Origin of the sequence: Streptomyces pyxinicus, assembly GCF_024753135.1 — a bacterium.
Lineage (GTDB): Bacteria > Actinomycetota > Actinomycetes > Streptomycetales > Streptomycetaceae > Streptomyces > Streptomyces pyxinicus.
Map to the genome: position 1 here is coordinate 35,394 of NZ_JANUGP010000025.1, position 14,121 is coordinate 49,514.

Here is a 14,121-nt window from a genome sequence, read left to right on the forward strand (position 1 = left end):
TACGACGATCATCCGAACGGTCTTCCGGCGGGGGCGGGGGACGAGGATCCGCGCAGGTCACGGGCGTGATTCCTGAATCAGGGTGGAAGTGAGCGGGAAACCCGGGTCGTGCGTTGCACCGGCGCGGAGGCCCGCCCAAGGTCGGGAACGTGAGCACCTCATCCGTCCCCCGGCCGGAACCGGCCGCCCCCGCTCGGCAGCGGCGCCGGGTGCCCCTGCCGCGGATCGCCCGGCGCGGGGTGCCCGAGGGCGTCCTCGCCGCCCTCGCCCTGTTCACCGCCGTCCGGCTCGCCGGAATCCTCGCCGTGGTCCTCGCCAACGGCCTCCGCGGCCACCCGCTGGTCAGGAACCTGGCCCACTCCTGGGACTCCCGCTGGTACCTGCACATCGCCGACCGGGGCTACGGGCACCTCATCTACATCACCCCCGACGGCGCCGTACAGACCGACTGGGCGTTCTTCCCGCTCTACCCGGCGCTCATCAGGGCGCTGACCACCGTCTCGCCCCTCACCCCGGGGCAGGCCGGCATGGTCCTCGCCGGCGCGGCGGCGCTCGCGGCGGCCTGCGGCGCCTACGCGGTCGGCCACCACCTGTACGGGCGGGGCGTCGCCACGGCACTGGTCGCACTGTGGGCCGTACTGCCGCACGCCGTCGAGCTGACCATCGCGTACACCGAGTCGCTGTTCGCCGCGCTCGCCGCCTGGTCCCTGTACGGGGTCCTCAAGGGCCGCTGGCTGTGGGCCGGTTCGCTGGCCGCGCTCGCGGGTCTCGTCCGCCCGAGCGGCTTCGCCGTGGCGGTCGCCGTCGCGCTCGCCGCCGTCCACGAGGTGCTGCGCCGGCGCGGCCGGGTCCCGGCGCGCCTGTGGGCCGGGGCGGTGCTGGCCCCGCTGGGCTGGCTCGGCTATGTGCTGTGGGTGGGCACGCGGACCGGCGACCCGCTCGGCGGCTATCTGGAGGTGCAGAGCGCCTGGGGCTCCCGCTTCGACTTCGGCGCGGGCGCGCTGCGCTTCCTGCGCGCCCTGCTGCTGCACGGCGGCGGCCTGGTCTATCCGGCGGCGCTGCTGATCGTCGCGACCAGCGTGCTGCTCTTCGCTCTGCTGTGCCTGGACCGGGCCCCGCTGGTCCTGGTGGTCTACGCCGGGGTGCTGATCCTGCTCGCGCTCGGCGGCTCCGGCTCCTTCTCCTCCAAGCCGCGCTTCCTGCTCCCCGCCTTCCCCCTGCTGATCCCGGCCGCCCGCGCCCTGGCCCGCTCCTGGCGCCTGCACCCGGCCCAGGCGGTGTGCCTCTACGGCGCCCTCGCCGCCGCCTCCCTGGGGTTCGGCGCCTATGTCCTGGCGGTGGCCCACTCCCCGCTGTGAACCACCGCCGCCGTCCGGCGCGCCGGGTTCAGTGCGGGGCGTTCAGCGCGGGTTGATGGTGAGGCTCGCGAACTTCTGCCCGGCCGGGGCCGCGTGTCCGGGCGCGCGTCGCGACGCGGTGCCCCGGCACTTCTTCCGGCTGTACAGGGTGACCGGCTTCTTGGCGGAGTCACGGGCGCCATGGGCCTCCTGCGCCATGCGGCCTCATCCCACCCCCGGGCCCCGCGCCCGCCCGAGGTCGACAAGGGGCGGCCCGCCGTCCGGGCGTCGCACGGATGGACGCGGCCCGGTGCGAAGGCCGGGATTCGGGGTAGGCGAGGGTGGCCCGAGGAAAGGATCGTCATGACCACCTACGTGATCAGCGTCCCCGGCACGTTCACCGGGGACGTCGGGCCGGATGCCCGGACCAGGCTGGCCCGCGCGCTGCGGCCCGCCGACCCGCACGGCACGCGGATGGGCAACGCCGAGGACCTGGACGTGCTCAGCGTCAACGATGACAACACCTTCACCCTCCGCCTGTCCGTCGAGGCCGACACCGGCCCGCACGCCGAGGAGGAGGCCCGCCGGCTCGCGGACGCCGCGCTGCGGGACGTCGGACTGGACGACGGCAGCGTGCCACTGGGCCCCGCCGTGATCACCGGCATCGACTCCCAGGTCCACTGACCGGGGCGACAGGCACTCCGCGAGGCGCGATCATCGGAAATGGATAAAATCTAGACATTCGCCGAACGTCCAGGTGGCCGGCCCACACGGGCCACCGCCCCGACGGAAGTGATCGATGCCCCGCAAGCACTCCCCGGACGAAGGCGACGAGCTGCTGGCCAGACTCGGTTCGCTGACCGCCCAGGCACGCCGGCGCGCCGAGTTGCAGCGCACCCAGGTCGAGCTGGCCATCGCGCTGCAACGCGGCATGCTGCCCCGGGACCTGCCCGCCGCGCCCGGCCTGCACCTGGCCGTGCGGTACGCGCCCGCCAACCTGGGCCTCAACGTGGGCGGCGACTGGTACGACGCCTTCGCCCTGCCGGACGGCCGGATCGGGCTCTCCATCGGTGATGTGCAGGGGCACAACATCGAGGCCGCCGCCTTCATGGGCCAGGTCCGGGCCGGGCTGCGCGCCCTCGCCTCCGTCACCGGCGAACCCGGCGAACTCCTCGCCCGCACCAACGACCTGCTGGTCTCCCTCGGCAGCGAACTCTTCGCCACCTGCACCTTCCTGCGGCTCGACCCCGCCACCGGGGTGCTGGAGAGCGCGCGGGCCGGCCACATCCCCTTCGTATGGGCCACGGCGGACGGCAAGTCCGGCGTCGTCGACGACCGGGGCGGCCCGCCACTCGGCATCCAGCAGGGCGTGGAGTACCCGGTCACCCGGCACCGGCTGGCCACCGGCGGTGTCTTCGTCCTGGTCACCGACGGGGTGGTGGAGGGACCGCTGCTCGACATCGAGGACGGGCTCGACCAGGTGGTGCGGCTGGCCGGCATCGCCGCCGTGGCCAGGCTGGAGACGAACGCCCTGGCAGCCGCCGTGATCAAGGGCGCCGAGAACGTCGGCCACGACGACGACGCCGCCGTACTGGTCGTGGGCCTGGACAGCCTCCGGGCCCCGGACTGACCGGCCCTGCCGAGCAGGGCGGGCGCCCGGTATTCAGCCATCGGGGCGGCCCGCACCGGTTCTCGCCTCGCCGTCGCGGCACGGCCGGTGTGAGATGGCTGCTGTGGTGGGTATCGAGCATCCGCGCCGGCCGGGCGAGTACCTCGCCCTGGTGCTGGCCGTCGCGGCCTGCTACTACGGCGCGGGCCGCCTCGGCCTGCTGCTGGAGCTGTCCGTCGAGGGCGCCGTCGTCACCCCCATCTACCCGCCGACCGGTGTCGCCGTCGCCGCCCTGCTGGTCTTCGGTCTGGGCTGCTGGCCGGGTATCACCCTCGGCGCCTTCCTCGTCGTCCTCTCCCTCACCACGCCCGGCCTCGACGTGCTCGCTCTCCTGGTCGGCCACACCGCCGCACCCGTGTGCGCGGTCCTGCTGCTGCGCCGGGCCCGCTTCCGCACCGACCTGAGGCGACTGCGCGACGGCGTCGCCCTGGTGTTCCTGGCCGCCTTCACGGCCATGCTGATCAGCGCCACCCTGGGCACCGGGCTGCTCGTCCTCACCGACAAGCTGGCCCCGCAGGGCTTCTGGGCCGTCTGGCTGGCCTGGTGGGTCGGGGACGCGATGGGCGTCCTGATCGTGACACCCCTGCTGCTGTTGCTGCGCGGCGCCCGCTGGCCTCCACCGATGGCCCGCTGGAAGGAGGCGACCGCGCTGGCCGTCGCCGCCTGCCTGCTGGTGCCGCTGGCCGCCTACAGCTCGGTCAGCATGCTCTTCCTGGTCTATCCGCTGATCATCTGGGCCGCGCTGCGCTTCGAACTCGTGGGCAGCGTGCTGGTCGCGCTGCTGACCTCCGTCCTGGCCACCATCGCCGCCACCGACCGGGCGGGCGCGTTCACCGGGCTGAGCCGGATCGGGGTCATGCTGGAGCTGCAGGCCTTCAACGGCGCCATGGCGCTGACCGCGCTGCTGCTGTCCGCCGTGATCACCGAGCAGCGCAACACCCGGCGCTCGGTGGAGAAGGCCTGCCAGGAACTGGTCGAGGTGCTGGAGCACCTCACCGCGGGCGACTCCCCGCCGCCCCGGCCGTACCCCGGCCCCGCCGACGCCGACGAACGCTCGGGACGCGATCCGTAGAGTTCCGCGCCCCACGCCGGCCCCGGCGTGTCGAGACGCCGGCCCTGGGCACTGGGAGACGATGGACGGGGCCCGCACGGGCGGCGGGCACCGGACCGGAGGACGAGGGCGGCGGCATGGAGCAGCGGCGGGACACCGTGGAGCGGCGGCCCGGGACGACGGGCCCCGGACAGTGCCGCGCCGACAGTCCCGTACGGCCCGAGGGCGGCGACGCCACCGACGTACGCCGCCGCATCCCGCGCACCGACCTGCTGCTGCGCGACCCCCGGCTGTCCGAGGCCGTCGGCCGGCTCGGCGCGGACGTCGTCAAGGCCGCCGTCCGGCAGGCGCAGCAGCGGGCCCGCGACGGCCGCGTCGCGCCCGAAGAGGTACCGGACACGGCACTCGCCCTGCTGCCCGGCACCGCCGGAGGCCTGCGCCCGGTGCTCAACGCCACCGGGGTGCTGCTGCACACCAACCTTGGTCGCGCCCCGCTCTCCGCCGCCGCCCGGCAGGCCCTGGCGGAGGCCGCCGGACCCACCGACGTCGAACTCGACCTCGCGACCGGGCGGCGGGCCCGCCGGGGGCGCACCGCCCTCGCCGCACTGCGCGAGCGGGTGTCGGCCGCCGGCGCCGCGCACGTCGTCAACAACGGCGCCGCCGCGCTGGTGCTCGCCGCCACCGCGCTCGCGGCCGGCCGGGAGATCGTCGTCAGCCGGGGTGAGATGGTGGAGATCGGGGACGGCTTCCGGCTGCCCGACCTGCTGGTCTCCACCGGCGCCCGGCTCCGCGAGGTCGGCACCACCAACCGCACCACCGCGGCCGACTACGCCGACGCGATCGGCCCCGAGACCGGCTTCCTGCTCAAGGTGCACCCCTCCAACTTCCGTATCACCGGCTTCACACGGGCGGCCGAGGTCGCCGAACTCGCCGGCCTCGGCGTCCCGGTCGTCGTCGACATCGGCTCCGGACTCCTCGCCCCGCACCCCGCGCTGCCCGAGGAACCCGACGCCGACACCCAGCTCCGCGCCGGCGCCGCCCTCGTCACCGCGAGCGGCGACAAACTCCTCGGCGGACCCCAGTGCGGGCTGCTGCTCGGCGACCCCGACCTGGTCCGCACCCTCGCCCGGCACCCGCTGGCCCGAGCCCTGCGCGTCGACAAGCTCACCCTGGCCGCACTGGAGGCCACCCTCACCGGGCCGCCCACCCCCACCGCCCTCGGCCTCACCGCCGACCCCGCCCGGCTCAGGGCCCGCGCCGAGCGGCTGACCGGCGCCCTCGCCGCCGACGGCGTCGACGTACGGGCCGTCGAGAGCGCGGCCACCGTCGGCGGCGGGGGCGCGCCCGGCGTCACCCTGCCCAGCGCGGCGCTCTCGCTGCCCGAGCCCTACGCCGTCGCGCTGCGCACCTGCGCCACCCCGGTCGTCGGACGCCTGGAGGGCGGCCGCTGCCTGCTGGACCTGCGGGCGGTGCCGGAGGAGGACGACGAACGGCTCGCGCGGGCCATCCGCTCGGTACCGCGGAGGGAGGAGTGAGCGGGATGCGGGTCCTCGCCACCGCCGGACACGTCGACCACGGCAAGTCGGCCCTGGTCCGCGCCCTGACCGGCATGGAGCCCGACCGGTACGAGGAGGAGCGGCGCCGGGGCCTCACCCTCGACCTGGGCTTCGTGTGGACCCGGCTGCACCCGGGCGGGGACCACCTGGCCTTCGTGGACGTCCCCGGGCACGAGCGGTTCGTCGCCACCATGCTGGCCGGCGTCGGGCCCGTACCCGCCGTGCTGTTCGTGGTCGCCGCCGACCAGGGCTGGCAGCCCCAGTCCGAGGAGCACCTCGCCGTCCTCGACGCCCTCGGCGTCCGGCACGCCGTCCTCGCCGTGACCCGCGGCGACCTCGCCGACCCCGGGCCGGTGCGCGCGGACGCCGTCGAGCGGCTCGCCGCGACCAGCCTCGGGAAGGTGGCCTCGGTCGCGGTCAGCGCCGTCACCGGCGCCGGCCTGGACGACCTGCGCACCGAACTCGCCCGACTGACCGCCGCGTTGCCGCCGCCCGACCCGGAGGCCGACGTCCGCCTCTGGCTGGATCGCGCCTTCACCGTCCGCGGACACGGCACCGTCGTCACCGGCACCCTCGGCGCGGGCACCCTGCGGGTGGGGGACCGGCTGGTCACCGGGGACGGCACATCCCTGCGGGTGCGCGGGCTCCAGAGCCTGAACGAGGAGCGGACGGCCGTCGGCGGGGTCGCCCGTGTCGCCGTCAACGTCCACGGCGCCGGCACGGACGGGCTGCGCCGCGGCCAGGTCCTGCTGGCCCCGGACCGCTGGCTGACCACCGACACCGTCGACGCCCGCATCACCGGCGAACCGGCCGCCGGCCTGCCCCGCTCGGTCACCCTGCACATCGGCACCGCCGCCGTGCCCGTGACCGTCCGGCCGCTCGGCACCGACACCGCCCGGCTGACCCTGTCCAGGGCGCTGCCGCTCCGGGTCGGCGACCGCGCGGTGCTGCGCGAACCCGGCGGCGGCCGGACGCCCCGCGCGGTCACGGTCCTCGACGTACGGCCGCCCCGGCTGGCCCGGCGCGGCGCCGGCCGGGCCCGCGCGGCCGAACTCGCCGCCCTGACCGGCCGCCCGGACGGCGCCGCCGAACTGCGCCGCCGGAAACTGGTGGCCGGCACGGAACTGCGGGCGATGGGCGTCCCCCCGCCCGCCGCACCCGGCACCGCCGACTGGCTCGCCGCCCCGGACCACTGGATGGCCCTTCGGCAACGCCTGCTCACCGAGACACGGCGACACGCGAGCACCCATCCACTCGACCCGGGCCTGCCCACCGAGGCCGCCCGCCACCTGCTCGGTCTCCCCGACCGCGCCCTGATCGACGCCCTGGCCGCCACCCTCCCGCAACTCACCTGCCGCCAGGGCCGGTTGTTCCCCACCGACCACCAGCGGCCCGACCTGCCCCCACCCGTCCGCACCGCCGTGGACGCCGTACGCCGGGACCTCACCACCACCCCGTTCCGCGCCCCCGAGGCCGGCCGTCTCGCCGAACTGGGCCTGCACCGAAGGGCGTTGGCCGCCGCCGTGACCGCCGGCGCCCTGCTGCGCATCGCCGACGGCATCGTGCTGCTCCCCGGCGCCGACACCGAGGCCGCCACCGTGCTGCGCAACCTTCCGCAGCCGTTCACCCTCAGCGAGGCCCGGCGCGCCCTCGACACCACCCGCCGGGTGGCCGTACCGCTCCTGGAACTCCTGGACGCCCGGGGACACACCGAGCGGCTCGACGACCAGCACCGACGCTGCCGGCCGGACGCGGGGGACGGAGGCGGACAGGAATCGAACCTGCCTGTCCGAGATCCTCGGACACCTCGGTTTTGAAGACCGGGAGGGCCACCAGGCACCCGCACGCCTCCACCGTCCGCCAGGCTACCGCTCCAGGAGACAGGGATGACACCAGCGACCCGGCAAGCTCCCGTTCGCCTCACGCAGTTCGCTCATGGGGGTGGCTGTGCCTGCAAGATTCCGCCGGGGGAGTTGGAGGAGGTGGTCGCAGGGCTGGTTCCGCCGCGGGGCATCGGGGGTGACACCCCGCTGCTGGTCGGGCTCGCCACCGGTGACGACGCGGCCGTGGTCGTGCACGCGGGGACGGCCATCGTGTGTACCGCCGACTTCTTCACGCCGGTCGTGGACGACGCCTACGACTGGGGGCGCATCGCCGCCGCCAACGCGCTGTCCGACGTGTACGCGATGGGCGGCCGGCCCGTGCTCGCCGTCAACCTGCTGGGCTGGCCCCGCGACCGGCTCCCCTTCGACCTGGCCCGCGAGGTGCTGCGCGGCGGGCTGGACGTCGCCGCCGAGGCCGGCTGCCACGTCGGCGGCGGGCACAGCGTGGACGACCCCGAACCCAAGTACGGCATGGCCGTCACCGGCATCGCCGACCCGGACCGGCTGCTGCGCAACGACACCGGCCGGCCCGGACTCCCGCTGTCGCTGACCAAACCGCTGGGCACCGGCGTCCTCAACAACCGGCACAAGGCCACCGGTGAGCGGTTCGAGCAGGCCATCGCCACCATGGTCGCCCTGAACCGGGACGCCTCGGAGGCCGCGCTCGCCGCCGGTGCCACCTGCGCCACCGACATCACCGGCTTCGGCCTCCTCGGCCACCTGCGCAAGCTGGCCCGCGCCTCCGACGTCACCGCCGTCATCGACACCGCCGCCGTGCCCTGCCTGGACGGCGCCCGGGAGGCCGTACGGGACGGGTACGTCAGCGGCGGCACCCGGCGCAACCTCGCCTGGGTCACCCCGGGCACCGACTTCGGTCCGGCCGACACCGACACCCGCCTCCTGCTGGCCGACGCGCAGACCTCCGGCGGCCTCCTCGTCGCCGGGGAGGTGCCCGGCGCCCCGGTCGTCGGCGAACTGGTACCCCGCGGCACCCACTCCGTCGTCCTGCGGTGACGCCTCCTAGGGTTCCGTCCCGGTGTGCTCGTCGATGCCCGCCCGGGCCCGGTACGCGCGCACCAGGGCGAGGGCGGCCGGGCCGCGCGGACGGCGGCCGGGGCGGATGTCCACCGTGAACGCCTTCGCCTCCTGGATGTGCGTGTTCGGGTCCAGGGACAGGTGCAGCAGTTCGTTCGCCGCGTCCCCGGTGCTGTAGCCGTTCGGCCCCCAGTGGTAGGGCAGGCCCACCTGGTGCAGCCGGCGTCCGCGCACGGTCAGCGGCGTCATCCGGTCCGTCACCAGCACCCGCGCCTCGATCACCCCGCGCGCGCTGACGATCGTCGCCCACCCGGTGTGCGCCAGGCCCCGCTCGGCGGCCAGCTCCGGGGAGACCTCGCAGAAGAACTCCGGCTGCAGCTCCGCCAGATACGGCTGCCAGCGCGACATGCCGCCCGCCGTGTGGTGCTCGGTGAGCCGGTAGGTGGTCGCCACGTAGGGGAACACCTGGGCGCCGGGTTCGTCGCCGCTCGGCTGGTAGCGGTTGTCCGGGTGCGGGGGCAGCAAGTGCCGTACGGGATTGCGCTGCTGGTCGTACAGCCGGTTCCGGAACGGCGAGTCCTGCGGCTCGTAGTGCACCGGCAGCGGCCCGTCCGTCAGCCCCGAGGGCACGTACAGCCACGCCTTGCCGTCGGCCTGCATGATGAACGGGTCCGTGCCCGACAGCGCCTCGGGGCCGGACGCGTCCTCGGGCGGCCGGTAGCCGGGCGGCTTGTCCTTCTTGAAGTCGGGCACGTCGTACCCGGACCACTCGCCCCGCTCACCCTGGTCCGGGTCCCACCACACCAGCGCCTTGCGCGCGCTCCAGGGCCGGCCCTCGGGATCGGCGGAGGCCCGGTTGTACAGGATGCGGCGGTTGGCCGGCCAGGCCCACGCCCACTCGGCCGCCACCCAGTCCTGCTCCCGGCCGGGCTTGCGGCGCGCGGCCTGGTTGACGCCGTCGGCGCGCACCCCGCAGTAGATCCAGCAGCCGCAGCTCGTCGACCCGTCCGGCTTGAGCTGCTCGTACGAGGAGAGCGGGCGGCCCTCGGCGTCCCGGCCGTTGATCTCGGCGAGGACGGCCTCCGCGTCCGGCTCGGCGAGCGGGCCCTTGACCGGGTAGTCCCAGGCGAGGTCCAGCACCGGCCGGTCCATCTCGTCCGCCGACCCGGCCAGCTTCTCCCGGATCCGCCGCCCCAGGTGGTAGGCGAACCACAGCTCGCTGCGCGCCTCGCCGGGCGGCTCGACCGCCTGGTGGTGCCACTGCAGCAGCCGCTGGGTGTTGGTGAAGCTGCCGTCCTTCTCGGTGTGCGCGGCGGCCGGCATGAAGAACACCTCGGTACGGATGTCCTCCGTACGCAGCTCCCCGGTCTCGATCTCGGGGCCGTCCCGCCACCAGGTCGCCGACTCGATCAGCGAGAAGTCCCGCACCACCAGCCAGTCCAGGTTGGCCATGCCGAGACGCATCAGCTTGGCGTTGGCGTTGCCCACCGCCGGGTTCTCACCGACCAGGAAGTAGCCCTTGCAGACGCCGTCGAGCTGGACCATCGTCGTCTCGTACGTCGAGTGCGAGCCGGTCAGCCGCGGCAGGTAGTCGAAGCAGAAGTCGTTCTCCGCCGTCGCCGCGTCGCCCCAGTAGGCCTTCAGCAGGCTCACCAGGTACGCGCGCATGTTGCCCCAGTAGCCCTTGCGGGTCGACTCGGCGCGCACGTAGGCCTCCAGGTCCTGGTTCTGGTGCGCGTGTGGCATCGGGATGTAGCCGGGCAGCAGGTTGAACAGGGTCGGGATGTCCGTCGAGCCCTGGATCGACGCGTGTCCCCGCAGCGCGAGGATGCCGCCGCCCGGCCGGCCGATGTTCCCCAGCAGCGTCTGGAGCACGGAGGCCGCGCGGATGTACTGCACGCCCACGGTGTGCTGCGTCCAGCCGACCGCGTAGGCGAAGGCCGTCGTACGCTCCCGGCCCGAGTTCTCCGTGACCAGCTCGCACACCTGCCGGAACAGGTCCCGCGGCACCCCGCAGACCTCCTCGACCATCTCCGGGGTGTAGCGGGCGTAGTGCCGCCTGAGCACCTGGAAGACACAGCGCGGGTGCGTCAGCGTCTCGTCCCGCTCCGGCTCGCCCTCGCCGATGTCCGCGCCGCCCGCACCGTGCGCCTCGCCGCGCGCGGCCTCCTTGACCGAGTTGCCGCCGTCGGCGCGCTCCGTGTCCCCGTCGTCCGGCTCGTCCGGCCCGTCCTCGTCGTCGCGCTCGCCCGAGACGGCCCACATCCCGGCGCCCTCGTACTGCCAGCTGCCGTTGTCGTAGCTGCGGGTACCGGTGTCCAGGCCCGAGAACACCCCGGGCAGGTCCTCACTGTCGCGGAAGTCCTCCCGCAGGATCACCGGCGCGTTGCTGTACGCCACCACGTAGTCCCGGAAGTACTTCTCCCGCTCCAGGACGTAGTGGATGATCCCGCCGAGGAAGGCGATGTCCGAGCCCGCGCGCAGCGGCACGTGCACGTCGGCCAGCGCGCTGGTGCGGGTGAACCGCGGGTCGACGTGGATCACCTTCGCGCCCCGCGCCTTGGCCTCCATCACCCACTGGAACCCGACCGGATGGCACTCGGCCATGTTCGAGCCCTCGATGACGACGCAGTCCGCGTTGCGCAGGTCCTGCTGGAAGGTGGTCGCGCCGCCGCGACCGAACGAGGTTCCCAGACCGGGAACGGTGGAGGAGTGTCAAACGCGCGCCTGGTTCTCGATCTGGATCGCGCCCAGCGCCGTGAACAACTTCTTGATCAGGTAGTTCTCTTCGTTGTCGAGCGTGGCTCCGCCGAGGCTCGCGATGCCCAGCGTGCGCCGGGTACGGGTCTGGTCGGCCTCCCACTGCCAGCCGGCCCGCCGCGCCGCGATCACCCGGTCGGCGATCATGTCCATCGCCGTGTCGAGGTCCAGGCGCTCCCACCCGGTGCCGTACGGCCGCCGGTAGCGGACCTGGTGCTCGCGGGCGTCCCCGGTGGTGAGCTGGAGGCTCGCCGAGCCCTTGGGGCACAGCCGGCCGCGCGAGACGGGGGAGTCCGGGTCGCCCTCGATCTGGGTGACCTCGCCGTCCTCGACGTACACGTTCTGCCCGCAGCCCACCGCGCAGTACGGGCACACCGACTTCACCACCCGGTCGGCCGTGGCCACCCGGGGCTTCAGACGGGCGCTGCGCCCGCTCTTGGCGGCGGCGCCCCGGCCCAGCGGGTCCTGGCCGGTGAGCTGGCGGTAGACCGGCCAGGAGTCGATCCAGGTGCGTACGCCCACAGCCGCACCTCCTCCTGCTGTCCGGTCGAGGTCCTGTTTCCTGCGCCGCGAGTACCCCTGTGCGGGTGCGGCGAACCGGTCCCGGCCGCGGGATCAGCCGTCGGCGGACCGGGCCCGGAGCCGCTCGCGCTGCGGGACGACCGTGTACTTCGGGTCCCTGGCCGAGGCGACCCCCGCGTGGAACACCGCGAACCGCAGCGCCGCCGACCCGCCCAGCAGGGCCGCGCCCGCCACCGCTGCCGACCGCCGGTCCCGCGGCCGGCCCGACAGGGCCGCCAGCGCGGCGCCGCCCGAGGTGAGTACCTCCGCCACCCGCAGCAGACGGTGCGCCCGGCCCTGCTCGAAGGGCTCCGCCGCCAGTCCCATACGCCGCTTCATGACCTGGAAGGCACCCAGCTCCAGGGCGGCCCCGAGCACGGCCATCCGGCGCGCCGGACCCGCCTCGCCGACCGGTGCCGCGACGAGCGCGAGTCCGGCCGCGGCGGTCGCGCCGGACCCGGCGAAGACGAACGGCAGCTCCCGGTAGCCCTCGTGCCAGGACGGCACCGCCGTGTCCGCGACCAGTACCGCGGTGTAGGTGGCGACCGCCGGTCCGAGGACGGCCGCGGCGGCCGTCGCGGCGGAGCCCGGCAGCCGGTACCGGCCGGCCACGTCGGCCGCCGCCGCGGCCACGGTGAGCGGCGCGTACCCGGCCAGCAGCCACGAGCCCACGCTCATCGGCGAGGTGGGCTTGAACACCCGCAGCATGTTCAGGAACCGGGCCGGCCGGCCGAGGTCGTGGACCAGCGCCGCCAGCGACAGCGAGATCGCCCCGGCGGCCCCCAGCTTCGCCGGCCGGCCCAGCGCCGGCCGGCCGGTGGCCTCCGCGCCCGCCGCCAGCAGCGAGGACGCGCCGGCCAGACCGCCCAGGTACAGATAGCCGGCGATGTCCAGCGCCCGCCACGTCGGCTCGTTCAGCACCGGCCTGCCGTAGTACGACGAGAACGCCGCGTCCGGCACCATCGGCTGCTCGCCCCGGCCGCGCCGTCGCCTGCGGCGGCCCGCCCGCTCGCCCGTCACCGCGTCCCGGGCCGCCTCCGCGCCCCGGGTCTCGTCCGGCTCGATCACCGCGGCCTCCGGACGAAGCCGCCCACCGCCAGCGCCGCCAGGGAGACGGCCGCCAGTGCCGCATGCCGCCACATGCCGGGCAGGTCACGGGTGGTGACCACCGGGTCCGGGGGCAGCCCGTACACCTCCGGCTCGTCCAGCAGCAGGAAGAACGCCCCGTCGCCGCCGACCCCGTCGTCCGGGCTCTCGCCGTACAGCCGGGCATCGGTCACGCCGGCCGCGTGCAGCCGCGCCACCCGGGCCGCCGCCCGCTCGCGCAGCTCCGCGAGCGGGCCGAACTGGATGGAGTCGGTCGGACAGGCCTTGGCGCAGGCGGGTTCCATGCCGGCCCCGAGCCGGTCGTAGCAGAGCGTGCACTTCCACGCCCGGCCGTCGTCCCGCCGCTGGTCGATGACGCCGTAGGGGCAGGCCGGCACGCAGTAGCCGCAGCCGTTGCAGACGTCCTCCTGGACCACGACCGTGCCGAACTCGGTGCGGAACAGCGCCCCGGTCGGGCACACGTCCAGACACGCCGCGTGGGTGCAGTGCTTGCACACGTCCGAGGACATCAGCCAGCGCAGTTCGGTACGGCCGTCGGGAGCCACCGGTGAGATCTGCCCGGCCGGAGTGCCCTCGGGTGCCCGGTCCGGCGGGGGAGTGGTGGTGCCGGGACCAGGGGCGGCGTCGGTGCCGAGCCGGGCGGCGGCCGCGAAGACGTCTGTGTCCTCGGCGTTCTCGGCGTTCTCGTGCCACACCCCGGGCTCCTGGCCGCCGAGCGGCTTGCGCTGCTCGATGAACGCCACGTGCCGCCAGGTGTCGGCGCCGAGCCCCCCGGTGTTGTCGTAGGACATGCCGGTCAGCCGCAGACCGTCCTCCGGGACCGCGTTCCACTCCTTGCAGGCCACCTCGCAGGCCTTGCAGCCGATGCACACCGAGGTGTCGGTGAAGAAGCCGACCCGTGGCGGGGCGTCCGGGTAGCCGGCGGCGCCGGCGACGTCCGGCTGCGGGCCGTACAGCAGATGGCCCGGGTCCTCGCGACCGCTCATCCGTCGCACCTCCTCGTGCCCCGGTCGGGCAGGCCGCCCGCCGTTCGGTGCCTCGCGTCGAGCCTGGCACGGGTGCCCGGGCGCCGCGCGGCCGAAACGAACCGGCGGGCCCCCTCGCCGTCCCCCGGCTGCCGCCGAACGCCCTCGGCCGAACTCCCTCGACTACCCCGCTCGTC

10 protein-coding genes, 1 tRNA gene and 1 pseudogene are annotated in these 14,121 nt (G+C 74.9%); 7 read left to right on the top strand and 5 right to left on the bottom strand.

Translation table 11 applies throughout. The features are described 5' to 3' along the window. Nucleotides 1-149 precede the first annotated feature (149 nt). Complete coding sequence (locus tag NX794_RS26915) at nt 150-1,358, top strand: hypothetical protein (RefSeq protein ID WP_309506029.1); 1,209 nt, start codon at nt 150-152, stop codon at nt 1,356-1,358. Between the two features lie 42 nt (nt 1,359-1,400). On the opposite strand, the gene NX794_RS26920 is transcribed toward NX794_RS26915, so the two are convergent. Then, the gene (locus NX794_RS26920; RefSeq protein ID WP_258781625.1) at nt 1,401-1,556 is read right to left on the bottom strand and encodes a hypothetical protein; all 156 of its coding nucleotides are present in this window, start codon (nt 1,554-1,556) and stop codon (nt 1,401-1,403) included. Between the two features lie 144 nt (nt 1,557-1,700). Here NX794_RS26920 and NX794_RS26925 point away from each other — a divergent pair, with 144 nt between their 5' ends. The 5 genes and pseudogenes from NX794_RS26925 to NX794_RS26945 form a co-directional block, all read left to right on the top strand. Then, nucleotides 1,701-2,021, top strand: a complete 321-nt coding sequence (locus NX794_RS26925; protein ID WP_258781626.1) for a hypothetical protein — start codon at nt 1,701-1,703, stop codon at nt 2,019-2,021. Nucleotides 2,022-2,136: 115 nt separating this feature from the next. Then, a complete protein-coding gene (locus NX794_RS26930; RefSeq protein WP_258781627.1) occupies nt 2,137-2,967 on the top strand; it encodes a PP2C family protein-serine/threonine phosphatase in 831 nt (276 codons plus the stop codon). A gap of 94 nt (nt 2,968-3,061) precedes the next feature. Continuing rightward, nucleotides 3,062-4,078 (top strand): MASE1 domain-containing protein, encoded by a 1,017-nt coding sequence (locus NX794_RS26935; protein WP_258781628.1) that lies wholly within the window; start codon nt 3,062-3,064, stop codon nt 4,076-4,078. A gap of 116 nt (nt 4,079-4,194) precedes the next feature. After that, nucleotides 4,195-5,592 carry an L-seryl-tRNA(Sec) selenium transferase gene (gene selA, locus NX794_RS26940; protein WP_258781629.1) on the top strand — a complete coding sequence of 466 codons (1,398 nt, stop codon included), beginning with the start codon at nt 4,195-4,197 and terminating at the stop codon, nt 5,590-5,592. Nucleotides 5,593-5,597: 5 nt separating this feature from the next. Further along, a pseudogene (locus NX794_RS26945) lies at nt 5,598-7,289 on the top strand (GTP-binding protein); the annotation flags it as partial. 83 nt (nt 7,290-7,372) lie between these two features. Here the strand turns inward: NX794_RS26945 and NX794_RS26950 are convergent. Continuing rightward, nucleotides 7,373-7,465 (bottom strand) — tRNA-Sec (locus NX794_RS26950). 34 nt (nt 7,466-7,499) lie between these two features. Between NX794_RS26950 and selD the strand changes: the two genes are divergently transcribed. After that, nucleotides 7,500-8,510: a selenide, water dikinase SelD gene (selD, locus tag NX794_RS26955; protein ID WP_258781630.1), complete on the top strand. Its 1,011-nt coding sequence runs from the start codon at nt 7,500-7,502 to the stop codon at nt 8,508-8,510. A 6-nt stretch (nt 8,511-8,516) separates the two neighbouring features. Here the strand turns inward: selD and fdh are convergent, their stop codons facing one another. The 3 genes from fdh to NX794_RS26970 all read right to left on the bottom strand — a co-directional run bounded on the left by fdh (nt 8,517) and on the right by NX794_RS26970 (nt 13,945). Beyond that, nucleotides 8,517-11,813, bottom strand: coding sequence for a formate dehydrogenase (gene fdh, locus NX794_RS26960; protein WP_258781631.1), 3,297 nt, complete (start codon nt 11,811-11,813; stop codon nt 8,517-8,519). Between the two features lie 93 nt (nt 11,814-11,906). Then, nucleotides 11,907-12,815 carry an NrfD/PsrC family molybdoenzyme membrane anchor subunit gene (gene nrfD / locus NX794_RS26965; protein WP_309506033.1) on the bottom strand — a complete coding sequence of 303 codons (909 nt, stop codon included), beginning with the start codon at nt 12,813-12,815 and terminating at the stop codon, nt 11,907-11,909. 101 nt (nt 12,816-12,916) lie between these two features. After that, complete coding sequence (locus NX794_RS26970; RefSeq protein WP_258781633.1) at nt 12,917-13,945, bottom strand: 4Fe-4S dicluster domain-containing protein; 1,029 nt, start codon at nt 13,943-13,945, stop codon at nt 12,917-12,919. Between the last annotated feature and the right edge of the window lie 176 nt (nt 13,946-14,121).

What these genes read in the sequence shown, in the direction of transcription:
- NX794_RS26920 (WP_258781625.1), bottom strand. Translation starts at nt 1,556, where the DNA reads ATGGCGCAGGAGGCCCATGGCGCCCGTGACTCCGCCAAGAAGCCGGTC.
- NX794_RS26925 (WP_258781626.1), top strand. Translation starts at nt 1,701, where the DNA reads ATGACCACCTACGTGATCAGCGTCCCCGGCACGTTCACCGGGGACGTC.
- NX794_RS26930 (WP_258781627.1), top strand. Translation starts at nt 2,137, where the DNA reads ATGCCCCGCAAGCACTCCCCGGACGAAGGCGACGAGCTGCTGGCCAGA.
- NX794_RS26935 (WP_258781628.1), top strand. Translation starts at nt 3,062, where the DNA reads ATGGCTGCTGTGGTGGGTATCGAGCATCCGCGCCGGCCGGGCGAGTAC.
- selA (WP_258781629.1), top strand. Translation starts at nt 4,195, where the DNA reads ATGGAGCAGCGGCGGGACACCGTGGAGCGGCGGCCCGGGACGACGGGC.
- selD (WP_258781630.1), top strand. Translation starts at nt 7,500, where the DNA reads ATGACACCAGCGACCCGGCAAGCTCCCGTTCGCCTCACGCAGTTCGCT.
- nrfD (WP_309506033.1), bottom strand. Translation starts at nt 12,815, where the DNA reads ATGGTGCCGGACGCGGCGTTCTCGTCGTACTACGGCAGGCCGGTGCTG.
- NX794_RS26970 (WP_258781633.1), bottom strand. Translation starts at nt 13,945, where the DNA reads ATGAGCGGTCGCGAGGACCCGGGCCATCTGCTGTACGGCCCGCAGCCG.